Origin of the sequence: Mesorhizobium sp. M4A.F.Ca.ET.022.05.2.1, assembly GCF_003998845.1 — a bacterium.
In the GTDB taxonomy this organism is placed as follows: Bacteria; Pseudomonadota; Alphaproteobacteria; order Rhizobiales; family Rhizobiaceae; genus Mesorhizobium.
The window spans coordinates 17,526-43,223 of sequence record NZ_RZOJ01000004.1; the positions used below are offsets into that span (position 1 = coordinate 17,526).

The 25,698-nt window shown below is 59.5% G+C and carries 13 protein-coding genes and 5 pseudogenes; 7 read left to right on the top strand and 11 right to left on the bottom strand.

All coding sequences use genetic code 11. The features are described from left to right. Positions 1–265: 265 nt before the first annotated feature. Positions 266–2,716 (top strand): FAD-dependent oxidoreductase, encoded by a 2,451-nt coding sequence (locus EN745_RS01230; protein ID WP_126080621.1) that lies wholly within the window; start codon positions 266–268, stop codon positions 2,714–2,716. A 502-nt stretch (positions 2,717–3,218) separates the two neighbouring features. On the opposite strand, the gene EN745_RS01235 is transcribed toward EN745_RS01230, so the two are convergent. The 5 genes from EN745_RS01235 to EN745_RS01255 form a co-directional block, all read right to left on the bottom strand. Continuing rightward, positions 3,219–4,412, bottom strand: a complete 1,194-nt coding sequence (locus tag EN745_RS01235) for a betaine/proline/choline family ABC transporter ATP-binding protein (protein WP_126080622.1) — start codon at positions 4,410–4,412, stop codon at positions 3,219–3,221. Between the two features lie 86 nt (positions 4,413–4,498). Continuing rightward, positions 4,499–5,470, bottom strand: a complete 972-nt coding sequence (gene proX / locus EN745_RS01240; RefSeq protein WP_127420355.1) for a glycine betaine/L-proline ABC transporter substrate-binding protein ProX — start codon at positions 5,468–5,470, stop codon at positions 4,499–4,501. A gap of 27 nt (positions 5,471–5,497) precedes the next feature. Beyond that, positions 5,498–6,370 carry an ABC transporter permease subunit gene (locus tag EN745_RS01245; protein ID WP_245466464.1) on the bottom strand — a complete coding sequence of 291 codons (873 nt, stop codon included), beginning with the start codon at positions 6,368–6,370 and terminating at the stop codon, positions 5,498–5,500. 367 nt (positions 6,371–6,737) lie between these two features. Continuing rightward, positions 6,738–8,387 carry an ABC transporter substrate-binding protein gene (locus tag EN745_RS01250; RefSeq protein ID WP_126080625.1) on the bottom strand — a complete coding sequence of 550 codons (1,650 nt, stop codon included), beginning with the start codon at positions 8,385–8,387 and terminating at the stop codon, positions 6,738–6,740. 59 nt (positions 8,388–8,446) lie between these two features. Beyond that, a complete protein-coding gene (locus tag EN745_RS01255; protein ID WP_126080626.1) occupies positions 8,447–9,985 on the bottom strand; it encodes a trimethylamine methyltransferase family protein in 1,539 nt (512 codons plus the stop codon). A gap of 293 nt (positions 9,986–10,278) precedes the next feature. Here EN745_RS01255 and EN745_RS01260 point away from each other — a divergent pair. Together EN745_RS01260 and EN745_RS01270 are read left to right on the top strand one after the other, a co-directional pair. Continuing rightward, positions 10,279–11,205, top strand: a pseudogene (locus tag EN745_RS01260) (IS630 family transposase). A gap of 1,361 nt (positions 11,206–12,566) precedes the next feature. Further along, positions 12,567–13,349, top strand: a pseudogene (locus EN745_RS01270) (HipA domain-containing protein); the annotation flags it as partial. A gap of 569 nt (positions 13,350–13,918) precedes the next feature. On the opposite strand, the gene EN745_RS35880 reads toward EN745_RS01270, so the two are convergent. Continuing rightward, complete coding sequence (locus EN745_RS35880; protein ID WP_126080678.1) at positions 13,919–14,275, bottom strand: hypothetical protein; 357 nt, start codon at positions 14,273–14,275, stop codon at positions 13,919–13,921. A 516-nt stretch (positions 14,276–14,791) separates the two neighbouring features. On the opposite strand from EN745_RS35880, the pseudogene EN745_RS36720 reads away from it, so the two are divergent. The 3 genes and pseudogenes from EN745_RS36720 to EN745_RS01290 form a co-directional block, all read left to right on the top strand. Continuing rightward, a pseudogene (locus EN745_RS36720) lies at positions 14,792–15,324 on the top strand (IS21 family transposase); the annotation flags it as partial. Between the two features lie 10 nt (positions 15,325–15,334). After that, positions 15,335–15,648, top strand: a pseudogene (locus tag EN745_RS36725) (ATP-binding protein); the annotation flags it as partial. Between the two features lie 192 nt (positions 15,649–15,840). Continuing rightward, positions 15,841–16,470: a hypothetical protein gene (locus EN745_RS01290; protein ID WP_126080679.1), complete on the top strand. Its 630-nt coding sequence runs from the start codon at positions 15,841–15,843 to the stop codon at positions 16,468–16,470. Here the strand turns inward: EN745_RS01290 and EN745_RS01295 are convergent. Beyond that, entirely contained in the window at positions 16,436–16,681 is a 246-nt protein-coding gene (locus EN745_RS01295) for a tyrosine-type recombinase/integrase (RefSeq protein ID WP_126080680.1), read from the bottom strand. The two genes, EN745_RS01290 and EN745_RS01295, sit on opposite strands and share 35 nt — an antisense overlap. A gap of 763 nt (positions 16,682–17,444) precedes the next feature. After that, on the bottom strand, positions 17,445–17,900 hold the full coding sequence (locus EN745_RS01300) for a transposase (RefSeq protein ID WP_256748481.1): 456 nt from the start codon (positions 17,898–17,900) through the stop codon (positions 17,445–17,447). Between the two features lie 793 nt (positions 17,901–18,693). Between EN745_RS01300 and EN745_RS01305 the strand changes: the two genes are divergently transcribed. After that, on the top strand, positions 18,694–19,209 hold the full coding sequence (locus EN745_RS01305; RefSeq protein ID WP_224570032.1) for a DUF2285 domain-containing protein: 516 nt from the start codon (positions 18,694–18,696) through the stop codon (positions 19,207–19,209). A gap of 786 nt (positions 19,210–19,995) precedes the next feature. On the opposite strand, the gene EN745_RS01310 is transcribed toward EN745_RS01305, so the two are convergent. The 3 genes and pseudogenes from EN745_RS01310 to EN745_RS01320 form a co-directional block, all read right to left on the bottom strand. Beyond that, positions 19,996–21,471, bottom strand: a complete 1,476-nt coding sequence (locus tag EN745_RS01310; protein ID WP_095486045.1) for an NAD-dependent succinate-semialdehyde dehydrogenase — start codon at positions 21,469–21,471, stop codon at positions 19,996–19,998. Between the two features lie 412 nt (positions 21,472–21,883). Then, positions 21,884–23,149: a pitrilysin family protein gene (locus EN745_RS01315; RefSeq protein ID WP_236383468.1), complete on the bottom strand. Its 1,266-nt coding sequence runs from the start codon at positions 23,147–23,149 to the stop codon at positions 21,884–21,886. 9 nt (positions 23,150–23,158) lie between these two features. After that, a pseudogene (locus EN745_RS01320) lies at positions 23,159–24,463 on the bottom strand (pitrilysin family protein); the annotation flags it as partial. Positions 24,464–25,698: the final 1,235 nt, after the last annotated feature.

A 25,698-nucleotide genomic window follows, 5' to 3' on the forward strand; every position in this document is an offset into this window, starting at 1 on the left:
TGACAAACCCTGCGCATCGTTCTGCGGAGGGGGCATCAACTTGTGGATGTCGCTCCATGAATAGGCAGCGGGTGGTCGGCTTAGAAAATGCCCATCAAGGCGCACTATCGTCGTTGCAGGCGACAGGTGAATGTGACGCAGGGCGCCACTTCACCCCCGTGCCAGAAGGCCATATCCGCATCAGCCTCTGCCAGCCCGAACCTATGCTGCAAGAAGCAGCGCTCCGGCTGCGCCGTTTCGCTTCCAGCTACCGCCGCGAGGCCGCATGACCGCCAAAGCCATTCCCGCCAAAGCAAGAGCGGTCATCATCGGTGGCGGCGTTTCCGGCTGCTCCGTCGCCTATCACCTGGCCAAACTCGGCTGGACCGACATCGTGCTTCTGGAGCGCAAGCAGCTGACGTCAGGCACGACATGGCATGCCGCCGGCCTGATCGGCCAGTTGCGCGGCTCGCAGAACATGACCCGGCTGGCGAAATATTCCGCCGACCTCTACGTCAAGCTGGAAGCCGAGACCGAGGTCGGCACCGGCATGCGCCAGGTCGGTTCGATCACCGTGGCGCTGACCGAGGAGCGCAAGCACGAGATCTACAGGCAAGCATCGCTGGCGCGTGCCTTCGATGTCGATGTCCGCGAGATTTCTCCCAATGAAGTCAAGCAGATGTATCCGCATCTGAATGTCTCGGACGTCGTCGGCGCCGTGCATCTGCCGCTCGACGGCCAGTGCGACCCCGCAAACATCGCCATGGCGCTGGCCAAGGGCGCGCGCCAGCGCGGCGCCACCATCGTCGAGAACGTAAAGGTCACCAAGGTCCATACCAGGGCCGGCCGCGTCACCGGCGTGTCCTGGGCGCAAGGCGAAGAGCAAGGCACGATCGAGGCCGACATCGTCGTCAATTGCGCCGGCATGTGGGCGCGCGAACTGGGAGCGCAGAACGGCGTCACCATCCCGCTACACGCCTGCGAGCATTTTTATCTCGTCACCGAGCCGATCCCCGGCCTCACCCGTCTGCCGGTGCTGCGGGTGCCGGACGAGTGCGCCTACTACAAGGAAGACGCCGGCAAGATGATGCTGGGCGCCTTCGAGCCGGTGGCCAAGCCGTGGGGCATGGACGGCATAAGCGAGGATTTCTGCTTCGACCAACTGCCTGAGGACATGGAGCATTTCGAGCCGATCCTCGAAATGGGCGTCAACCGCATGCCGATGCTGGCGACCGCCGGCATCCACACCTTCTTCAACGGTCCGGAGAGTTTTACGCCCGATGACCGCTACTATCTCGGTGAGGCGCCGGAGCTGTCCGGCTACTGGATGGCGACCGGCTACAATTCGATCGGCATCGTCTCCTCCGGCGGCGCCGGCATGGCGCTGGCGCAGTGGATCAATGACGGCGAAGCGCCCTTCGACCTGTGGGAGGTCGACATCCGCCGCGCCCAGCCATTCCAGAAGAACCGACGCTATCTCAAGGAGCGCGTCTCCGAGACGCTCGGCCTGCTCTATGCCGACCATTTCCCCTATCGGCAGATGGCGACCTCGAGGAATGTCCGCCGCTCGCCCCTGCATGAGCATCTGAAGGCGCGCGGCGCGGTGTTCGGCGAAGTCGCCGGCTGGGAGCGCGCCAACTGGTTCGCACGCGAGGGCCAGGAGCGCGAATACCGCTATTCCTGGAAGCGGCAGAACTGGTTCGACAACCAGCGCGAGGAACACCTCGCGGTCCGAAACAAGGTCGGCCTGTTCGACATGACCTCGTTCGGCAAGATCCGTGTCGAAGGCCGCGACGCCTGTGCCTTCCTCCAGAAGCTCTGCGCCAACGACATGGACGTCGCGCCGGGCAAGATCGTCTACACCCAGATGCTCAACCAACGCGGCGGCATCGAGAGCGACCTGACGGTCTCGCGCCTGTCGGAGACGGCGTTCTTCCTCGTCGTCCCAGGCGCCACGCTGCAGCGTGACCTCGCCTGGCTGCGCCGCCATGTCGGCGGGCAGTTCGTTGTCGTCACCGACGTAACGGCGGCCGAAAGCGTGCTCTGTCTCATGGGTCCGGATGCGCGAAAGCTGATCCAGAAGGTCAGCCCGAACGATTTCTCCAATGAGAAAAATCCGTTCGGCACATTCCAGGAGATCGAGATCGGCATGGGCCTGGCCCGCGCCCACCGCGTCACCTATGTCGGCGAGCTCGGCTGGGAACTCTATGTCTCGACCGACCAGGCAGCACACGTTTTCGAAGCGATCGACGAGGCCGGTGCCGATGTCGGCCTGAAACTCTGCGGCCTGCACACGCTGGATTCCTGCCGCATCGAAAAGGCTTTCCGGCATTTCGGCCACGACATCACCGACGAGGACAATGTGCTGGAGGCCGGCCTCGGCTTCGCGGTGAAGACCGCCAAGGGCGACTTCATCGGCCGCGATGCCGTGCTGCGCAAAAAGGAAGCCGGCCTGTCACGCCGGCTCGTCCAGTTCCGGCTTAAGGATCCAGAGCCCCTGCTCTTCCATAACGAGGCGATCCTGCGCGACGGCAAGATCGTCGGTCCGATCACATCAGGCAATTACGGCCATCACCTCGGCGGCGCGGTAGGGCTGGGTTATGTGCCATGCCGGGGCGAGAGCGAGGCCGATGTGCTGGCTTCATCCTACGAGATCGAAATCGCCGGCGAACGCTTCGCGGCGGAAGCATCGTTGAAGCCGATGTACGATCCGAAGGCTGAAAAAGTGCGGGCCTGAGTTACAAACACCTATAGGAATGAGTGGATAGCTGCGCAACGCGTCTTCGCAAGGGATGCAGCTTCGATACGTAACGCGAGCAATTATACGTCAAGCGTCTAGGTGTCCGTATCCCCAATGCCGTCTCTTGTTGGGAGACCTTGAAAGTAGTGATGCTGGCCAAGGCCCGAGAGATATCAGCCCTAACCGCGGTGGAGCGGCTCAAGGCCTTGTAGGCAGACGTCCTCAGTACCGGTCCCTACGATCGACCACAGCCGTGGGTGGGTGGCAAGTCTTCAATAGGACCAATTTAAATGTGTCAGATCGGCGGTGGTAAAATGGGCGTGCGGATTTAAAGCCCGTTGCGTCCACCGCGCGTGGATCGCCCGGGCGGAACGTAAGTCATCGCCGCGAAAGGGCGACGGCGGGGTCCTTCACGAAAGTAGTTTCAGACTGTTCAGCATGCAGGGCGCCGGGGCACTGCGCGAGCACTTCTACTAAGCACGGGACAAGGTCGGTTCGCTCATTTCTTGCCTTCGTCGCTGTGAGCAGAGAGCGCAGCTGTGTCCATATCGATTGATCTTCCAGAGCTTGTTGGGCGGATTGAGGGGGCAGAGCTGCCCCCGTACTGGCAAATTTTTCCCGATTTCAAACCACTCACGGCCTTGGGGCTCGATATCACGCCTTGAATTCCTGAAAACAGGGCGCGCCGGGTGACGACGCCCGCCGGCTCGCTGCCGTCATAGACTGCGATCAGATCGCCGCCATCCGCAGCGGTGCTGATCACAGCGGAGAGCTTGTCAGTGGTTTGCACGCGGGGGAGCGCTTGGAATTTCTTTTCAGAAAGCGTCGCTATGCTGTCCCGCGGCTGCATGATCTTCCTGGCAGTGACGAGATTGAGCAGCGAAATGCCTGAGACGAAATCAGCGACATAGCGGTCCTTGGGCGCGGTTACGATGTCTTCCGGCGTTCCCACTTGAACGAACTTACCATCCTTCATGATCGCAATACGATCGCCCAGGCGAATGGCTTCGTCGAGGTCGTGTGTGATAAACACCGTTGTTTTCTGGACGACCTTCGCGAGGTCTAGGAACTGCTGTTGGAGTTGGCGGCGGATCAACGGGTCGAGCGCTGAGAACGGCTCGTCCAGTAACAGGATCTGCGGGTCTGCCGCCATGGCACGGGCAAGCCCCACCCGCTGCTTCATCCCGCCCGAGAGCTCGTCCGGGTAACGCTCGCCCCAACCGCTCAAGTCAACGAGCTTGAGGTTTTCTTCCGCCACGCGGCGGCACTCCTTGCGTGATTTGCCTCGGAGTTCGAGACTGAGGGAAACATTGTCGTAGACGGTGCGGTGCGGCAGCAGCGCCATGTGCTGGAAGACCATGCCGACCGTCTCTGAGCGAAGGGTCCGGAGTTCAGACGGCGAAAGTTTGTTGATGGCATTTCCGCCGATCCGAACCTCGCCTGCGGTTGGTTCGATCAGCCGATTGAGATGGCGGACAAGCGTCGATTTCCCTGAGCCGGACAGCCCCATGATGCAAAAGATCTCGCCGGGCTCGACCGAGAAGGACACATCGGCCACACCCAGAACGCAATCGAATTCTTCAAGGACTTGCCTCTTGCTGAACCCGCGATCGCGGGCCGCCGCGAGGGCTTTCCCTTTGCGCGTCCCGAAAATTTTCCACAAGCCGGAACAGACGATGGCGGGTATAGTCATGTGCGGAACTCTCGATAGTGTGTTGTGCCTATCTTCAGACCGTAATCGGCCGGCGGATGCCGCCGGCCGATTTAAACCTCAGAGCCTCACTTGGCGGCCTTGGCTTCAGCGATCCACTTTTCCCAATCAGCGTGGTGAGCGGCGATCCAGTCGGGTGCGTGTTTCATGATCTGCTCGTTGCTCTTTTCACCATTGGCAACCTTTTGATTTTCCGCGTTGACGTCCGCAATCGGGATCTGCACGAGCTCAAAGAATTTCTTGGCTTTCGGGTTGGCTTTCAGCCAAGTCGTATTGGCGATGATCTTCTGGTCGTTCACGGCGAAGCCAAGATTCCCGAGGCCTTCAACAACTGTGTTGCCGGTCTCCGCGTCAGGAAGAGAGGTGTTCTTGACGTTGAGCCAGACAACCTCCTTGCCTGGGCGGAGAATGGCAGATACCCACAGCGGCGTCCAAGTGTAGTACAGTGTCGGCTTGCCAGCCTTGATGCGTTCGATCGCGTCAGGAATGATGGCGAAATAGCCGCCTTGCTTTTCCTCGACGGTATCACGCAGGCCATAGGCGTCGAGCTGATGCTCGATCACGCGTTCGCAGCCCCACCCCGGTTCGCAACCGTAGAGGTCTGCCTTTCCATTCCCGTCGATGTCGAAAAGCTTGGCCTTCTCGGGATCCTTGAGGTCCTCAAGATACTTGATGCCAGTGGCGTCGGCCGTTTTCTTATCGATCAGATAGCCCTGCAGGCTGTTCTTGATTAGGGTGCCGACGCTCATCAGCTTTTCATCGCCGCCTGATGCTTTCCAGAAAGTGTCGTGAAGCGGAACCCAGTGCACCGCATAAAAGGTGAGATCGCCGTTAGCTACAGCGGTATGCGCCAGCTGAACTTGAACCTGGGTCAGGTCAGCTATGTTATAGCCGAGCTCCTTGAGACCCTCATCCACGACAAATGTCTGGAACAGCTCTTCTGTCGCTCCGCTCCAGGCCGGCATGACCTGATCTGCCATTGCCGGCACCGCATAGCCAGCCATCACGGCCATGGCCAGCGCCACACATTTTATCTTCATCGTTTCCTCCCTGTGTGAGCAAATTGCTCAGCTTCTGTGACTAGTTGTTAAGGTGACGGCCCTGAAAAGTCCCACCGGACCTTGATGCCAGAGCTCGCCCGGCCTTCGCTTCTGTGTCGACAGCGAATGCGTGAAGCGATCCAGCACGATGGCCAGCGCGACGATGCCCAGGCCCCCGACTGTCGCCAAACCCACATCAAGACGGCCTATGCCGCGCAGCACCGTCTGGCCCAGTCCACCAACAGCGATCATCGAACCGATGACCACCATCGATAGCGACATCATCAGCGTCTGGTTGATGCCGGCCATGACGGTGGGTAGCGCAAGCGGCAGCTGAGCCTTCCACAGAAGCTGACGCTCCGTAGCGCCGAAGGCGCGCATGGCTTCGATCACCTCTTCCGGTACCTGCCGTATGCCGAGGTTCGTAAGGCGGATCAGCGGCGCAACCGCAAAAATTACCGTAACGATCACGCCCGGCACGTTGCCGATACCGAAGAGCATCACAATGGGAACCAGGTAGACGAACGCTGGAATGGTCTGCATCCCGTCAAGGATCGGACGCATCACCACAAATACTCGCTCGCTCCGCGCCGCCCAGATACCGAGCGGAATGCCAAGCATCACCGCTACGACGAGCGAAGTCAGCACAATTGAAAGCGTCGTCATGGCGTCCTGCCAGACGCCGATGAGACCCATAAAGATGAGAGCGCCGACGATAACCCCGGCGACCTTCCGTCCGCCGAACTGCCAAGCCGCCAGGCCCGCAACGATGATCATCACGACCGGAGGAACCGAATGGAGCGCTATGCCGAACCACTGCAGTAGAAGGTCGAAGGGCGCCTTGACCGATTGAAAGAACGGCCTGTAGTGATCAACAACCCAGCGCAGCCCGATAGTCATCCAATCAGCGAGAGGGATTACCCCGCACTCAAAAGGATCTAGTATTCCGCACTTACCCATGTTGCTGTTCTCCAGAAGCTTTCTCGCTCGAAAACTTGCTACGCCACCAGGGTCCAGGGGAATATCGCGGCGTCGCGCTAAAGTTAGTTGTGTGCAATAGGTGCTCCGGATTCCGCAAGGCCCTACGGCAGGTAGAGCTACTCTTCTATTCCTGAGCAGGTCGCACCGTTACCGACAGATGCGCAGTTCTCCCTGCTTCATGGTGCCATCGTCCAGACTTCACCGTCCTGTTCACCCGACGACGTCCATCTGGACACCACGCTCCGGACCAGGCCTGCCCTCCAGTCGGCGTGCTCGACTGGAGCCTTCAGGCGGCGAGCCAGACGTTCTGCAGATCCATTTGAAACGTCGGGTGAATTACGTAGTTCTGGACCTTTTTGTTCATGTGACCGAAGAGGCTTTGCCAGAACGGCTGGATGATCACTCCGGAGTCCTGCAACACGTCCTCGATGTTCTTCATAAACTCTTTGCGCTCGGCAGCGTCACTCACGGAGAAGGCCTTCTTGAGCTTGGCGTCAAACTCGGGGTTTGAATAAGCGGTCTCATTCCAGGCTTCGCCAGTGCGATAGGCCAATGCAAGAACCTGAACGCCGAGGGGGCGCATGTACCAGACGGTCAGCGAATATGGGTACTTTGACCAGTCATTCCAGAATGTCGAACCCGGAAGCACAGTACGTTTGACCTTGAAACCGGCCTCGCGCAGCTGGGCCGCGATGGCGTCCCCGGTGTTTTTCTGCCAATCCTCGTCGATCGAGATCAACTCATGCTCGAAGTCTGTATGTCCGGATTGAGCAATGAGTTTCCTCGCGCCCTCTACGTTCCGGCTCTTTTTGGGCAGAGCATAATATTCCGGATGAATTGGGCTGACGTGATGGTTTTCGCCGACCGTTCCCCGCCCTGCATAGCCGAGTTGAAGGACAGCGTTGTTATCGACCGCCATCTGCAGCGCGTTTCGGACCTTCTTGTCGTCATATGGTTTGTGGGCGGTGTTGGTGCGGCACACGAGCGTCGTTGCCGTTGCGACTTCCGATTTTACCAGGTCCATCTTGTCCAGAATGTCGATGAAGTCAGCCGGAGTCTCCAGATTGAGATCGACCTCCCCGGACTCGAAAGCAGCCACCGTCGCCTGGAAGTCGGTCCCATAATCGACGAACTGCACGCCATCGAGCAACGCCTCGCCGCCCCACCACTTGCCATCCTGCCGGCGTTTGACTTCAGCCTTGCTGCCGACCAAGTAGGATACCAGTTCAAATGGACCCGTCCCAATCGGCTTCGTGACTGGGTCGGCGCCGCCGGCATCGAAACTGGGGTGGACGATCAGCCCGGGATAGTCGGTGAAATTCGCGATTATGGCGATGTCGGGGTCGCTTAGCTCGAGTTTGACGGTATAATCATCGACCTTGACGATCGCTCCATCTCTCGCCTTGCCGTTCTTGGCATCGATAAGCCCCCCGACACGAGCGGCCATCGAGTTGCCCGAGACGCCCTTCTCGCACCACCGGGTTATGTTGAAGATTACGTCATCGGCGTCGAATGTATCGCCGTTGTTCCAGGTGACGCTCTTCCGGACGTGGAAGACATACTCCGTCGCGTCCTCATTGATCTCCCAGCTTTCCAGCAGAACAGGTTCGAACGTGAACTCATGTGTGTAACGGACGAGCGGCTCCAGCCAGCAACGAGAGATGTTGGCAAGTTCCACCCAGTCATAGGTACGCGGGTCTTTCTGCGCCTTGACGGGCATTGAGACGCGCAGAATTCCGCCCTTCTTCTGTTCAGCGGCGCGCACCGATTGGGGAAATGCCACGCCGATCAGGCTATAGGCCATCGCACCCGAGGCGCCGAATGTACTTGCAAGCGCAAGGAACTCACGCCGGTCCATCGTGCCTGCTTTGACCTCGCTCGCCATCTTATCGATGGAAGCTGGAACGCGATCCCCATTGCTTCTGAAAAACGCCATGTTTCTTCTCCCTAATTTTATTGTTCCCGGTCCATTTATTCATGGGCGCCTGGCTGGACTTAGGCGAGGCTCGGGGAAATATCCTCCTGGCGTTTCGCCACAAACGCATCGAGTTCCTCGCGGACGGCAGGGTCCATCGGCGGCTGCTCGTAGCTCGCGATGATTGCTGTCGCCTTCTCCCTGCAGCGCTGTGCCATGTCCTTGGAACCTTTGACCTTCCACTGCTCGTAGCTTAGGTAGTCGAGGATCTCCGGCGCGATGAACGCGTCCTTGAAGCGCTTGAGCGTGAAGGAATCTCCGAGATAGTGGCCGCCGGGTCCGATGCGGCGGACGGCTTCGAGCGCATCCTCGAAATATTCGAATGATATGCCCCGCGCGTATTTCTCGATGAGCAGGTTCTGTTCAGCATCGGCGATGAACTTCGCCATGCAGCACACCAGACCGGCTTCATCCCAGCCGCCGGCATGCATCATAAGGTTGGAGCAGGCGCTGGCGCCGGACATGTAGGCGATGGCTGATTCATAACCGGACTGGGCATCGAAGGTTTTGGCGGAGGATTGAGACGCAGTGGTTCGCCACGGCACGTTATAGCGCCTTGCCAGTTGTCCGATGACGGCGTTGATCAGAGTAACTTCCGGCATGCCGGACATGGGGGCGCCGCTGCGCATCGACACCGAGACGGAATATTGACCGTAGATCATCTTGGCGCCTGGCGCGGCAAGCTGAGTATAGGCCAGCGCGGCGAGCGCCTCCGCATTCAACTGGGCGATCGTGGCGGGGATGTCGGCGGGAGTGTTGGCGGCGCCGAGCACGAATGGAGACAGCAGCACGACCTGGTTCGCGTCGGCGAAGGCGCGAAGCCCTTCCAGCATGGTCGAATCCCAGACAAGCGGCGAGTTGCCCGACACGTGACCGATCATCACCGCGTTCTGATCCATGAATGCCTTGCCATGCACGATCTGGCCCATCGCGATCGAGTCGTCGGCACGTTGCTTTCCGGTCGTCAGACCGAAGAAAGGCATGTTGGTTTCCACCAGGCTCGAATGATTGATGTGCAGATGGCGCCATGGCACGGCGATGTCGGTCGGCTCGCAGGTGAACCCGCCCGCGATATGGAAACCGGGCAGCATCTGGGTCAGCCGGTTCATGTTCCGGAGATCCTCGATCGTGGATGCGCGCCGCACGCCCTGAAGATCGCGGATGTTTGGCGCACCCTGCATGACGCCGAAAGTCATTGTATCTGGCGCGATCTCGAAACGCTGTGACGGATCGCGAGACGTCATTTCAAAACGGGAAGGGGCCTTGGAGATGAGATCCATGACCATGTCGGCCTCGAGGCGAACGCGGTGTTCACGGACATCCGCCCCCGCCTCTTTCCACTGCCTGATCGCTGTCTCATCTCTGAATTCGATCCCGATCTCGCGTAGGATCGCCAGCGAAGCCTGATGAATGCGCTCAAGCTGTTCGGCGTTGACGGCCTCCACAGGTCGAATTCCGTACTTGATAGTCGAGACACGCGGCCTTCTTTCAGCCTCCCGTGCCGCAACCACCGAAGACCGGCCTCCGCGGCGTCGGTTTGCGGGAACGTCAGTGTCCATTCAGAGCCTCGCCCGCGATAGCGGAACGACCGGCGTCCCGCATTAAAACACTCGTGGCCCCGCCGTCTAAGAAGGCGTGCCGGATTTGTATCTTGCTGATGATAGGCGCGGGCAATAGCCTTGAGAATGCGCAAAAGGTTTCGCTAGTCTTAAACCCACTTTATGTCCAAGTCCCTCGGGCGAAAGCTTTTTGCGATCCCATCACACCACTAGAGCAGTTCGCGTTTTATCTGATTCGGGATTCCCAAGGATGAGCAAATCAGATTTGATGTTCTGACCGTTGGAGGTCGGGACTGACGAAGGCTTATTCGATGGATCTTCGGGAGCGAGCACTGGCCCGACTTGAAGAGGGCGAGACGAGCCGTGAGGTAGCTGCGGCTCTGAGGGTGGCGGTGTCGAGCGTGATCAAGTGGGCGGCGCGCAAGCGTCGCCTTGGCAGTGCGGCACCTGGCAAGATGGGCGGTCACCGGCCCTATCTGATCGATGGGAGCATCGTGCTTTCGTCCTGGGCTAGGTCGAGCGAGATGCCAACGTGACGCTTCATCAGTTGACGGCGGCACTGGCTGAACGTGGTCTCATCATCCACCCTGCGAGCGTCGGTCACTTCCTGCATCGCGAGGGCAAGAGTTTTAAAAAACCCATTCTGCCGGCCGAGCAGTTCAAGCCCAAGCTGATGCGCCGGCGAGCGCAATGGATGCGCTACCAGACCCGCATTGACCCTACGCGCTTGGTCTTCCTGGATGAACCATGGGTCAAGACAAACATGGCGCCATTGCGCGGCTGGGGTGTGCGCGGCAAGCGGCTGATGGCCCACGCACCATATGGCCATTGGAAGACCATGACCTTCATCGCCGCGCTACGCCATGATCGGGTTGGAGGCGCCTTGGGTCATTGACGGCCCTATCAATGCGCAGGCCCTCCGTGCCTATGTCGCAACCGAGCTCATCAAAGCCCTGAAGCCGGGGGACATCGTCATTCTCGACAATCTCGGTTCCCACAAAGGCCAAGCCGTCCGCGATATCGTCAGAGCTGCTGGGGCGCGGCTCTTCTTCCTGCCGCCCTACAGTCCAGATCTCAATCCAATCGAGAAGCTGTTTGCTAAGCTCAAGCACTGCATCCGACCGTGCCGCCAAACGATCACAACGCCATCGCCCACACCCCAGGTCAGCCCAAACGAATGCAACAACTACATGGAAAGCGCAGGCTATAAGTCAACCTAAATGCGAACTGCTCTAGGACTGCAGAACCTGTGGACGTCGTTCCGCTATTCCTCTCGTGCCGTTCGGACTAATGCTGCCCGGGCCGGCCGCGTACGGTCGTTAGGCTCCCCCTTTCCAGGCGCGTATGGGATGGACTTTCGCGATCCCTCGCTGCGGGCATCGTGTCAGCGCAAAAATTGAATGCTCCTACGAGCGGCTTTAAGCTTGTCATGAAGATGGTCTATGTCGGGCAGCAATCTTTCGCCTGTCAAAGCACTAGCGTCTGGAATAAAGAGCGGCTGATTGCAGTAGAGTTCTTCGAACAGGCCTGAGAATTGAACCATCTGACCAGGAAGTGGCATTCAAATCGCGATTGCGGCGTGGTTGCTTGCGCATTCCGTGCCCTCATTGGCAAATAGCCGTTTGGACGGACAATTGAAGGTGCGCCCATGCATCGGCACGATCGACCTCGGAGCGTTTCTATCACGACTCGCGGCTGTTTGAAGATGTCCTTGGGTAAATTATGAACAAGGGGAAAGGTTCTCGACATGACGTTGCCCGATCAGTTCAAGCGCACTGTAGTCATTGCGGTGGATTTACATGACTGCATCGAAGCGGATGGGGCATGGTCGATCTACAATCGAGAAGAGCTGCTGCGGAGTGCCAAGACAGCTCTCCGATGCATGCCGTGCAGCGGGGCTGCCTATTGTCTATACACAGAATTGGTATGATCCAAGAGGAGTAGACGCGCTACGTCACGAGGCTTTGAACGGCGGACGCCCATCACATAGCGTCGGGCAGGCTGCCGAGATTCATCGTGGACCTGAAACCGGAAGCTAGCCTTGTACGAAAGCAGCGTCCCAGCGCGTTCTACAACACGAATTTGGAGATTTTGCTGCGCCGATTGAATGCGGACCATCTTATAATGTTCGGAGCTTAAGCGAGGTTTGTTTGGAAACGACAGTGTGAGACGCGATTTCGCGCGACTACCGCATCAGGATTTTCAAGGATGCCTGCGGCACCGCGACTGAACTGATGCATATGACGCCATGCTTGACTTGGCCAACTGGCTTTACGCAGGCTCGGTGATCACCGCGGACAACCTAAAGAGGGCTCTGGAGGGTATGCCAACAAGGATTGGCGCTTCGATAGGCCCACTGCATTTGCTTACACACTGGAAAACGTTAAATCCTCTCTACAGCTCCCTTTGAGAGAGACGGCCTCTCAATTGGAAGCCTTTTAAGCAGGCCTATCGCGAAGCCAACCGCCGGCGCGTCAGCCGATCCGGGCAGTAAAAGTTGGGTGGACAGAACTGGGCGGTCAGTTCACGCCGCTGCTGCATAGGGAGGAACCCGGTTCGCGGCACTGCTACAGTTGCCTTTCAGGCGCTGATCGAGGGTGACGCCGTCAAGCATGTCGCGAAATTTTCCTCGTCTGCCGACCTTTACAGCGTCGTCAAAGGAGAATTCATAGCCATGCGGCTTGCCGCCTTGTGCGGCATCAGAGCGGCATCCGTCTCGCTCGTTCGCGCCGCAGGCAACGACGTGTTGCTCGTCGAGCGATTCGACCGGATCAAGGTCACGGGCGGCTGGCAACGCAAATCCATGGTCTCAGCGCTGACGATGCTCGCGCTCGATGAGATGATGGCGCGTTACGCCAGCTACCAGGATTTGGCGGAGATCATTCGCCACCGATTCACCGCGCCGTCGGAAACTCTGCGCGAGTTGTTCAGCCGCATTGTCTTCAACATACTTTGCGGCAACACCGACGATCATGCCCGCAACCATGCGGCATTCTGGGACGGCGCTAAGCTCACCCTCACGCCTGCGTACGATATTTGTCCGCAGGCCCGCAGTGGCCAGGAGGCCAGCCAGGCCATGCTCATCAGCGGCAATAACCGCATGAGCCGGATAGCGTCCTGCCTTGAAGCGGCGCATCACTTCCTGCTCAGCGCGCCGGAAGCTCTTGCGATTGTTGAAGGCCAGCTCCGATGCATTGCGGAGAATTGGCCGCGTGTCAGCGAGGAAGCTACGCTATCCGGCACAGATCGCAATCTGTTCTGGGGCCGACAGTTCCTCAATCCCTACGCTTTTACGGCGCTGGAAGGAAGCGCCGACGTTCTCCGCGCTCTGGCTGACGAACTACGCAACAGTGTTCACGCCTGATCCGGCGCTGGATTTCGGACAAGCTCGGCAAGCGCAAGACGCCCACAATATCGACAACCCTTGCCGTGCCAGGACGAAGATTGAACAAACGGCTCTTCAACAGTGACAACGTGCACTGCGGAGAGATGTGGAGCTGACACCGCAAAAGCCCAAGACGCGCGACTTCCCGCGATACAACTCCACATAACTGAGCGTCTACAAGCGGTGCAGCCAGCCAAACATCCAGCCATCAAAGCGATGATCGTCTGATCTTTTGCCGATGACATCACGTCGGGGAAGCCTTGTTCGAGCGCTTGCCGCTTCATATCGATACCGGCCTGGGCGTAGCGCATCGTTAGTTCAGCCCGAGTGGCCTGGCCATCGACTGATGGTGGCGATGTCAACACCCGCCTTGACGAGGTGGATGGCCGTCGTGTCCCGCAAAGGGCGATGATGGATGCTTTTTTCCGCCATGGTGGTTCCTTCGCCCGCAGCCATGTGTGCGCAGCAAGTATGGAACACCGAACCGGGTGAGCAGTGTGGGGCGGTCGTTGCTTTGCTCGGCGGGACAGGGCGATACCAGACGAAGGTCACAATCGAAGATTCAGGATCCCTGAACTCGTGCATCCGTATTGAACATCAGCGAAAACAGAGCGTAATCCCGCTGTCCAGAAGGCGTGCGGCGGACGATACGCGCCAGGACGCTCTTGATTTCCGGGCTCATCGAGATATTCGACAGGTGCCACCCACGCGCCCTCTTGAAGGGAAGTGTCACCACCAGTTGCAGCGTATCCTAATATTCGGGGTGCTCCGAAATCAGGAACCGCGCAAAGGCATCCATCGCCGCCAGCCTTGCATTGCGGGTCGCAACTGCCACGCTCGACCTCAAGTGATGTGAGAAAGCTGCCCATCCTGTCGGTATTGATGTCGGAGACCGCTTCTTTCAAGAATATCTTCCCGCTCTCCCGCGGCATGAGCCCGTGGCATGCTTCGGCCCAATGCTGTGGATTGATGTTTCTTCATGCCACAACCTCGCTGACGAGACCGCCGAAAGCCCCTTCAAAGCGGTCGGTGGCGATCTCTCGCAGCTTTGGAAGGTAGTGCATTGATTTTTCGTGGAATGGGGACCCTGTTTAAAGGGTGATTTTCGTCCAAACGGGACCCTTTAACGATGGGGTCATCAAGATGCCTCCGGCTTGATCGGAGGCATTTGTGTTTTGGATGTTGGTTTTAGAGACGATTGCAAAGATACGTCGGCTGTCGCTGGTCCAGGGGAAGTCGATCAAGGCGATCTGCCGTGAGCTGAAGATCTCGCGCAAGGTGGTGCGCAAGGTCCTGCGTTCTGAGCAGACGGAGTTCCGCTACGAGCGCAAGCACCAGCCCTATCCCCGCATGGGAGCTCGGCGTGAGACGCGGGACCGGCTGCTGTCGGCGAATGCGGCCAAGCCGCAGCGGGAGCGGCTGCCGGTCGCTTCGACGGCTTCCACTGCATTCCCCCGTCGGTGTCGAAGACCTGCACGGTGCGCTTCGACAACAACAAATACTCGGTGCTGTCGAGTGCCGTCGGTCGGCCCGTCGAGATCCATGCTTATGTCGATCGGATCGCATCCGCCAGAGGATGGCGTGGTCGTGGGAGAACACGTTCGCTCCTTTGGCCGCAACGAGGTCGTCTACGATCCCTGGCACACGGCGCGCGCCGTTCCTTAGCTGGGTCGTGCGGTCGGCAATGGAGAAGGTGCGGCGCAGCTCAAGGCGGTTGATGACGTCGACCGGCAGATGGTGTTGATCCTCACCTGGGTGCTGACCGACGGATTGAGCGCGGTCGAGGCCGCCTGTCAGGAAGCCATCGAGCACGGTGCATCGTCGGCGCCGGTGATCCTCAACATCCTGGCCCGCAGCCGCGATCCGGCGCCGGGCACGATCCTTTCCATTCCCCAAGCGCTGAAGCTAGCTCACGAGTGTCGCCGACTGCACCCGCTATGACAGTCTCAGGAGGACAAACAGCCATGGAACGCACCGAGGTACTGGAACTGATGGGAGCGCTGAAGCTCTACGGAATGCGCAGAGCCTATGACGAGATCATGGGCGCGTCGCCATCAAGCGACGGCACGAGCCGCCCAGGATTGTCGGTGATCTCTTGCAGGCCGAGATATCGGAGAAGCAGGCCCGCTCCATCAAATACCAGTTCGCTGTCGCCAAGTTGCCGCTGGCCAAGGACATCGACGACTTCGACTTCGCCGACACGCCGGTCACCCCCTGATGCGCGATCTCGCCCGGCCGCGCCTTCGTCGCCGATCAGCGCAACATCGTCCTGGTCGGCCGCCTTCACGGGTCACCCAACTCGCGCGGAAGGTCGACCGCATTGCGACGGGCGCGTGTCGACTTCCCAACAATGTCAGACAGGAGACGCAACGCTATCGGAGCGATCGCATTGCCCGAAACGATTTTCCCAGTTGGCACGACAATTGCGGTCCTATGCGCAAAAGCAAACTAGACCTGAGAGCCGCACCGCATGAATGTAGCCTCCCAATATCTGCCGCTTGTGGCGCATCACGAAGCCGGGCACGCGGTGGCCGCCATCGTTTTGCACCGTCAGACGTTCGACGACGACCGTGAACTCCCTGCTTTCTCAAGTGTTAGTATTTACCCCGACGCCGGTGACGGAGAGTGCGGTGGTGTTGTCGAAGGCGCGGGTTTTTATTCAGCGCAAGGATTCACCTCGAAGCGAAAGCCGATTTTCGAGGACGATATGGATCGATGTTTGGAACGCGATGATGCGATCCGGGAGATAGTTGCGTGTCTGGCAGGTCCTTTTGCAGACTCCGCATTCGAAGGCTATCTGGACCCGCGCGATATGGCGATGAATGCGTCCGATGGGAATGAGGGGAGCTGCGACTACGCGGATGCCAAGCGAATCTATGGTGAGTTGCGGTTCCTGATGCCGCGCCGCCCCGATTGGGGGCGGATCGAAGATTGCACGGCCCGGCTAGTACTCGATCACTGGTCGGCCATCGAAGCATTGGCCGCGCATTTGCTGGTCAAGCATGATCTCCAATTCGATGAGGCTCTGACGATTGTTGCGCCGCATCTTCCGCCCATGCCAGCAGCTACGCCGCCAGAGCGTCATCCGCAGCCTGCTTGATCAGCCATTCGATGTGATTTGACCACATCTGCAACACCTCGCGCTTCTCCTTGACTTTGCTATAGAGATTGTAGATTTCGCCAATGTCTGTCAAGGACGCCGCCTTGTGATTCAGTATGTGCTCGATGACGTGTGGCAATACCTGCCGCCTGCCGAGATTTGTCGCGAGCGTCCTGCGCAGATCGTGAAGGGTCCAGTTCTCCAAAGCCACCCCGTCAGTATTGACCTTGCCGTCTAGAGCCTTCTTGCCCTTCGCGTAGCCTGAGAAGTGGCTTCTTTCGTTGCCCCTCGCAGGGAAAAAAACGTGTCATTGGTCTTCGGTACCGTCTGGGGGACCGACACCGCCAGTGTGGGCAGCGGAATAAGCGTAGGCTCTTCGTTCTTCGTGCGGTCACCCGATAGTTCCATGTTCCGGCTTCAAGGTTGAGGACCAACGCATCGCGGCAACTTCCGTACGCCTCTGTCCGGTCAGAATGAGCAGCTTGACGATGGAGCCGAACGAATAGCCGATATCGCCCGGTTCGGGCTCACAGCCCGTTCATATAGCCGCCAGTTCGGCATCGTTCACCACTCGCTTGCGCTTGACGATCGGGGCCGGATCCGGATTTTCCAATCCCTCGCGGGGAAACCGCGGATGAGCCGTTGCGGCGGTTTGCGACACCAGTTGAAAAATGCCCGCATACACCAGAAGGCCGTGTTAGCCGCTTGCGGGTGACCCCCGGCGACGATCTTCTTGGTGACGTTAGCAATGTCGGTGTCGATCACATGGTGGATAGAGCGACTCCCGAGGGCAGGCACAAGATACCGGTTCAGGCTGGCCTCGACCAGTGCGGTGTTTTGAGGGTCGTTACTCGGCGGCCTGGAGGTGACCGCCATCGCCGTCCTCGGTATCGTCAGCGCTGATATGCGCCTGATCGGCAAGGAAGGCTGGCAGTTCCGATGGAGCTATGCTGGAATTTGGGTGACGAGGCTGATCAAGCGGCGCTCTGCGGCTTCGTTTCGATGACCTGGATTCCGTCCAGGAACCTGGCACCTGCGATGAGTTTCGGCAACTGATTTTGTCCTTTCAATCGTCGCCACTTCCTGGCCGCGGCCAACAGCTTGAAGACCATCAGCTGGGCGGTTTTCGAGGATAGCGAGCCCTTGGTACGCACCGTGCGATAGCGAACGGTTGCAAAGACGCTTTCGATGGGATTGGACGTTCGCAGATGATCCCAGTGTTGGGCGGGGAAATCGTAGAGCGCCAGCGACGCAATATGATCTTTCGTCAGGCAGTCGACCGCCTTGGCATACGCCTCGGCCTCCATCTCGATCGCATGCGCAAGCAATTTGCGCGCGCCGCTGCGAAGTACATCCGTCAGGGTATCATCGATTTCGTCGGGCTGACGAAGGCGAACAATGTGTTGATAGTCTCGTTCATGGCGTATCACTCTCCTTGAGAGGTACTGGCAGGCTTCATCACCCGCCTCGATACGCCGCTCTCCTCAAGCCGCCATCATCCAGTTTCCGCCATGGCTCCCCCTGATTGATCCGCTTCACCTGTGCAACTGCACAGGCTGCCCTAGCGGGGAGATTGGCCTCCAATGGCGAAAGCTTGCCGCAGGAGACCCTCCGATGACCGTGCCTATGGCGCCGCCGCTACGACAACTTGCCGACAAGCAGCGTGCGATCCACTGCCGCGCTACTGCGCCTTCAAGGGACGTCTGGATCGCGACGCAGGAGCCGATGACTGTTACGGGATCAATTCCAGGTCGCGCTGGCCGTCGCTGTGCCAGTTCGACGGTCTGGTGGCAATTTGGGCACATCTTCTGTCGCCGACAGTGGCGATGGCTGACGCTTCAACGAAACGGGGTCTTCGACGTCTGCTGCCTACGCCGATGCTTTGCGAAGTGGCATAATGTTTCGACGCACGCAGGCGCGGGCAGGGGATGTCAGTCATGAATCTCCTGACTGGCGCGGATCAGGCCGATTGGCGGGATGAAAGATCATACGACTACACCGCTGGCCTGACGCTGCGGGAGTGGGCTTGGGAGTTCTTACGCCGCAATCCAGCGTTCCAGCGCGATCTGACCGCTGCGCGCCAGCATTGCAAGACTTGGTCTCTCCAATCCTTTCTCGATATGGTCGCGTCGGCCGGCGACCTGTCACGCTGGGGTGTTCTGTTTCGCGGAGTCTTGTGGCCGCGCTTCGGTCGTATTCTGGTGTCCGCTCTGGTGCGTCCATGTGCTGCCGGTCATTGCGGAACGGTTGCCTGCCTCGTCGCCGACACCGCCGTTCGAACTCTCGGCATTGCCCTGTCGTGCAATCGTCCTGCTGGCGCCCGACAAGAGCCAGCATGTTCTTCTTCGCAATGCGGACCACGCGCTGCAGCTCGCCGTCTCGGGCGCGAATATCCTCCACCCTGTTTGCCTGCATACGCAAGCCATCTGGCCCGCGGTGCTTTTAAAGCATCGACTGAGGGGACTGGAGTGCCTCAATGCTCTCAGTCTAGGGCAACAGTTGCCCCCCCGCTTGTTTGCGCCGGAAAAGCGCGGCGTTCGTTTGTCCTTCGTTCTTCGTGCGCTCGACGGTTCGCTCGCCGGAGCACCTCATCGCGAGCTCGCCGAAGTTCTCATCGGTCAACGGCGCGTCCATGCCGACTGGGCGGATCCTCGCGATCATCTGCGCGACCGCATCCGTCGGGCCGTCTCGCGTGGCCGCGCGCTCATGAATGGTGGCTACAGAGATTTCCTAATTTGAAAAGCGACAGTCCGCGCTGTGCGTCGGTGGATGAACGTTCGCTCGCAGCTGTACCCGTCACCAACAGTTCGCCCGCCGACAGGACTGCATGGCGCCTTGCAAGTGCGCTCTGGTCTAGCTTGTCGATGCCGAAAATGAGATGGGCGAGGGTGCCAAGGCGGTGGTTCATTAGGGCCGGCCTCGACCTGGACGCACATCATTGGTCGGAAAGCGGCGTGCACCGCAATGTCGCCATAGCAGCCAAGATCCTTTGAGTCCGGACCTGCAGTCCTGTTGGACCGGCGGGTGCAACAATATGGAGGGATTTGAGGCCTCACACCGTTCCCTGGTCGACAGCTCGGTCAGACATAGCACCCACCGCTTGATTATGGAAATGGTGTGCCTGGAGTGCAGCGAGTAGCGGCTTGCTGCGCACTGTCCTAAGAATAGCAGTCATGACCCGTCTGGGGTTCTGCAACACGACGATTCAACCGCTTGGGCATTGTCGCATATCCCACAATGTAGAATGCGCAACAGGGCAAAAGCTGATCCATCGGCGGTTTATCAATGCTTTTTGGCTTGGCACGGCACATGCAACGCAATCGGCAAAAGGCGCACGAACTGAGTGGCCCATCGGCCCTAGGAGCGCTGATTTATGCCCTCCCAAGGCATGTCCGGCCCGGCAGCGAGCTCAGTCTCCTGCCGGGCATCCGTGTTTCAGGTCAACGGCGTTTGGAACTTCCAATTAGGTGGCGGCATTGACCGCAGGCCGCCCCCCGGTGGGGCGGAGAGACAGTGCAGCAGGTTTCAAATCCCGCCCATGCAAAGATATTTCATTTCCAGATAGTCCTCGAGGCCATGACGGGAACCCTCCCGCCCGATGCCGGATTGTTTGATCCCGCCAAACGGTGCCGCCTCCGAGGACATGCGTCCCGTGTTGATGCCAACCATGCCATATTCCAGAGCCTCTGCCACACGCCAGACCCGCTTCAGGTTTGAGGCATAGAAGTATGCGGCGAGGCCGTAGATCGTGTCATTGGCCTCGCGCACGACCTGATCCGCATCGTTGAAGCGAATGATCGGCGCGAGCGGCCCGAATGTCTCCTCTTGCGCGACTGCCATGACGCTGGAAATCTCGGTGAGGACCGTGGGTTCGAAAAACGTGCCATTCTTGCCGATACGCTGGCCCCCGCATCGTATTGTGCCGCCTTTCGCAATGGCATCTGCGATGTGAGACTCGATCTTGGCCAGAGCATGCTTGTCGATGAGCGGTCCGATGTCCACTCCGGCATCGAATCCGTCGCCAACCGACAAGTGCCGGATTCTTTCCACGAATTTCTTGACGAACTCATCGTGAACGCTCGATTGGACGTAAATGCGGTTCGCGGAAACGCAGGTCTGGCCGGCATTGCGGAACTTCGCCTGGACCGCACCGTCAACAGCACCGTCAATGTCGGCATCATCGAAGATGATGAAAGGTGCATTGCCGCCGAGTTCAAGGCTGACCTTCTTGATCTGGTCAGAGCACTGACGCATCAGCAGCCGTCCGACCTCCGTCGAACCGGTGAAGCTGATCTTTCGAATCTTGGAATTGGTGCAGAGTTCACGGCCCACGCGATCACCTTCGGACGCATAGATCAGGTTGACCACGCCATCGGGAAAGCCGGCCTGATGGGCGAGGGCGAACATTGCGCCAGCCACAAGCGGCGTCTGTTCAGCGGGCTTGAGCACGATTGTGCAGCCCGCAGCCAAGGCCGGCGAGATTTTGCGCGCCACCATGGAGGCCGGGAAATTCCATGGCGTGATCGTGCCAACAACGCCGATGGGCTGCTTGATCACTAGCATTCGGCGGTCTGTCGAGGGTGCCGAGATCGTCTCCCCATAGACGCGATTGGCCTCTTCGGCATACCATTGCAGATACGCCGCCGCATGCGATACCTCTGAAATGGCTTCGGCAAGCGGCTTGCCCATTTCCGCAGTCAGAATCGCGGCGAGATCGCCTGCATGGTCGATGATCAGCTGATGCCATCGCCAAAGAACGTCGCTACGTTCTCGGGCCGTCAACGCGGCCCATCCCGACTGCGCAACATAGGCCTTGTCTACCGCAGCACGTGTCTCCTCCACGCCCATATCGGGAAGCTCTGCCAAAACTTCGCCGGTCGACGGATTGACGACCTCGAACGTCTTATTGCCAACTGGTCTGCCGAGTGCCGGCAGGCGGTCGATGGCTCCAAACAGGTGCGGGGATTTCAGGCGACGGATCATCGGCAGGCACAGGGGCAATACCGGATTCCTCCTCAACGCAGCGAACATCCAGGTCGACGGGCCGTCAGTGTGTATTCTGCACCAGTGGGTTCGTCGTAGGGCCTCGGCAAAGCAGCTGGTAGACCACGCTAGCCCGATGAAAAGACAGCAGTTTCGTTAGTTTGAGTGCCCGCGGTTCATCAATTGATGGATTAAGCAGTCGGATGTTTGCTTCATCCACCATGCCTGCTGGTGGCGTGCGACTGAATTCTGCAAAAAGGCGGCATACATGCTGAGGAGCGCCATTTCGGCGAGAGGCCGCCGGACCGCCAATGCCGCGCAAGGTCGGCGAAAACGACTCCGCGCGTCTGCATGATCTGCTTGGCCCACGGGCCTCCAACGCTCTTCCCACGAGAAGCCCCGATGAAGAAGGAAGGTGTGATGAGTTTCTTTACTCATCCTTGCCGCCCAGCGGCGGGCCGACCACCAAAATGGCGGGCTCGGCCGAAAGCAGCTTTTTGGCCGCCGCCTTGACCTGTTTGAGCGTCACCCGACCGATGCTGCGGGCGCGACGCTGGTTGTAGTCGACGTCGGCCTTGTGAATCTGCAAATCCAGGAGCCGGTCTGCAATCGAGCGGGTCGAGCCCAGTTGGTCGATGGCATAGGCGCCGATCAGGTGCTTCTTCGCCGCCTTGAGCTCGGCCCCGGTCGGTCCTTGCTGCGCCATCTGCTTTACCACATCTCGCACGATGCTCAGTGTTTGGGCAGCGCAGTCCGAGCGTGTCTCTGTCGTAACCAGAAGCGAGTCAAGGGTTAGTTCAGAGCTGACGTGATAGGCAAGGCCGCGTTTTTGACGTACCTCCTCGTAAAGGCGGGAAGTCAAGTATGAGCCGCCAAGGATGTCGTTCAGCAGCACGGCCGCGTAGAAATCCGGCGCGCTAGGCTTCACGCCAGGCCAGGCCAACGTCAGCGAAGTCTGCGGCAGGTCGTAGTTCTCCTCCACCAGTTGACCGAGTTTCGGCGCGACATCGTAGACGGGGACGAGGGTTTGTTGCTCAGGCAAATCACCAAACAGCTGGTCAAGCCTTTCCCTCAACGTGTTCGCGTCAATGTCACCCACCACGGCAATATGGAGCCCGTCGCGAGCGAAAATGGCCTGGTGGAAGGCGCGGAGGTCGGACGGCGTGATGCCGGGGAGGCTCTCTTTTGTGCCTTCTCCCGGCCTTGAACAAGGATGCGCGCCATAGATCGCGCGCAGCCATTTGCGCTGAGCGATGGCGTTAGGGTCTCGCTCGCTGCCGACGATGCGGGAGACAATCTCGGCGCGGACGCGATCGATCGGCCCCTGCTCGAAGCGCGGCGCGTTCAGCGCGAGCCGAAGCAGGCCGAACGCCGCGTCCTGCTTTTTGGAAAGCATGCACATCGATCCGTAGATGTCGTCGCTTTGCGCGTCCAAACTCATTTCGGCGCCGGCATGGTCGAGCTTCACCTGGAAGGCACCGCTGTCGTAATGGCCAGCGCCTTCGATGAACAGGCCGGCCATCAGTTTGGCCATCCCCTCCTTCCCGACCGGGTCCTGCTTGGTGCCGCCCTTGAAGGCAAAGCCGATGTTGACGATTTCCACTGTGTGGTCCTCCACCAGCCAGGCGATGATGCCCTTTTCGGACTTCACCTCCTGGATGTTCATCGCAGCATGGGGCCGAGCGCCGAGCGTCATCTCTTGATTCTCCGTCTTGGGCAAGAGATAGCCCGTGGTCGAACGGTCGAACGCGAGATAGCGGGCGGCAACTGCTTTGATTTGCTCGGGGGTAACCTTGCGGATGCGATTCGGCCGTTCCTCGACATCCTTCACGGTACCGCCGGTGGCCAGCGTCGAGCCGTAGATGCTGGCGAGCCAGTCCAGGTTGTCTTCCGCAAAGATCATATTGAGCAAATAGTGGTCCTTGGCCTTGCCTAGTTCCTCGTTGCTGACACCATCCTCGGCAATGCGGGCAACTTCGGCAGCGGCCGCCGCTTCGAGATCAGCCAGCTTGGCATCGCCGCGCGGTGCGCCATAGATGGCGAACTTGGTGTCGTCGAGCACAGTGCCCTGGAAATAGACGCGGGCGCTGGAAGCGATACCTTGCTGGACAGCGAGCGCCTGGTAGAGCCGGCCGCGGTTACCGCCGCCGAGAATTTCGGCCAGCAGGTCGAGCGCTTCGGCCTCGCCCGGCTTGGCGGTGTGGTAGGACGGCACCACCCACTGCGTCGAAAAACTGGGCACGCTGACGCGGGCGTCTGAGAGCGTGACGGTGCGCCTGGTGTTCTGCTCGGGCTCAACCGGCCGGATGCGCGGCGGCAGGTCAGGTCCGCGCGCCACCTTGCCATAGGTCTTTTCGGCCAGCGCCCGCACCGTGTCCGGTTCGACATCGCCGGCCACGATCAGCACGGAGTTGTTGGGCCAGTAGTACTTTTCATAGAAGACGGTGGCGTCGACGCGGTTCAGCTGCTCGATCTCCTGCATCCAGCCGATGATCGGGATGCGATAGGGGTGGTTCTGCCACAGCGTCGCGTCGATCTCCTCATGGAGAACGTCCTGCGGGTTGGTGTCGGTGCTTGAGCGGCGCTCCTCGATGACCACATCGCGCTCGGTCTTGACGACATCGTCGGTCAGGATGAGGTTTCGCATTCGGTCGGCCTCGAAGCTCATCATCAGCTCGAGCGCCGACGGCGCCACTGTCTGATAGAAGGCGGTGTAGTCGGAGGAGGTGAAGGCGTTGTTGGAGCCGCCGATCTCGAACACTGCGCGGTCGAATTCGCCGCCCGCATGGTTGGTCGTCGCCTTGAACATCAGATGCTCGAAGAAATGGGCGATGCCGGATTTGCCCGGCGGCTCGTCGGCGCTGCCGATCTTGTACCACACCATGTGGGTGACGATCGGCGCCCGGTGGTTGGGAATGACGACCACCTCCATGCCGTTGTCGAGCACGAAATCCCTCGCCTTGCCGTCCTCCCATGCGACGGGGATCGGAGCCGGCCCCGCGCCGACCAACTCGGACGCAACGGACGTCCTGCGAAGCCCATGAGTGCGGGGCTTGCTTGGTAGTTCTGGTAGGGAGAGTGGGGTTATGGGCTGCGTTCCTGGCAAAGTGATCTGTTCCTCATTTTGAAGGATCTATGTCTCCCGAACGCCTATTGGGAGAAAGTGGATCGGCACGCGACGCCGAGCCACATGAGCCGTCAGCGTGTTGCTGGGCCTGACGCGAGCCTCATCTTTGGATGCGTCCGGGAAACTTTCGGCATGGTGAGGCCATGGGAAGTCTGCTCGTTATCCATTGGGTGTTTGCGGATACCTGAGCATGCCCCGTGCCAAGTAAGAAAGCCCCGATTCGCAAGGTTTGATCCAACCTTGATACTTGCGATATCCGACATTGTCGGGCATCCGACAGAAAGCGCCTTTCGCCGGCGCGCCGGCTATGACGCTCGCCTCCTCCGGCGTGACGACGATCCTTTGGCGGGCGCCGCGCACACCGATCTGCCCGCCTATCAGCACCGCGACATCGAAGGACAGCGCGATCGTGACTGGATGGGTCTTACGCAAACATGCAGCAGTGCCACCGCGATCAGGACTTCATCCGCCCCACAAAGACCCGAGCGCGAGGGACGACGTGTAAGGCTAATGATGCCGCGCATAAAGAGGTAAGGTCCCTCGTCGTACCGGCGAGCCCCTTCGCTGGGTCTCGCGAGGGTCTGGTTTGCGAACGTCGACCGACAGCATCACGGCATGGGCGGCCCCATCGGTAGGCAAGCATTGACCGTGCCATCAGCGTTGAGGCAGCGCAGAGCCCAATTTCCCGGTGCCAGCCGGTACGTTGGAGCTTCAACTGTGGCCAGCCAAGCGGGCCGAGGCCGTGAAACTCCTGATACCCTGGACCGTCCGGATTGCAACGCACGACGCCTTGGTCTCGCGCCAACGTCCATTGACGCTCAGCGAAGCATCATGCGGACGAGCTGGGAAAGCTTGGCCGGGCCGGCGCCTTCCCAGGCGCATGGGACGCGCGACGACCCATGTGGACCTTGGATTTCACTACGCACTTACGCTGCTTTGGCCTTGTCAGCAGCCTGAGCATAAAGCGTGCTCAGCTTTCAGGGCGAGCCTCTTTCATGTTGATAGCATCTGTCGTCATTCAGGATCGCCCCATTTTCGCATGCCGCTTGCAGCTTTCAGACTGTTGTCAGCCAGGGCCGCCATAAAGGGTCTCGTTTAACGCATTCGGGAGGCTTCAT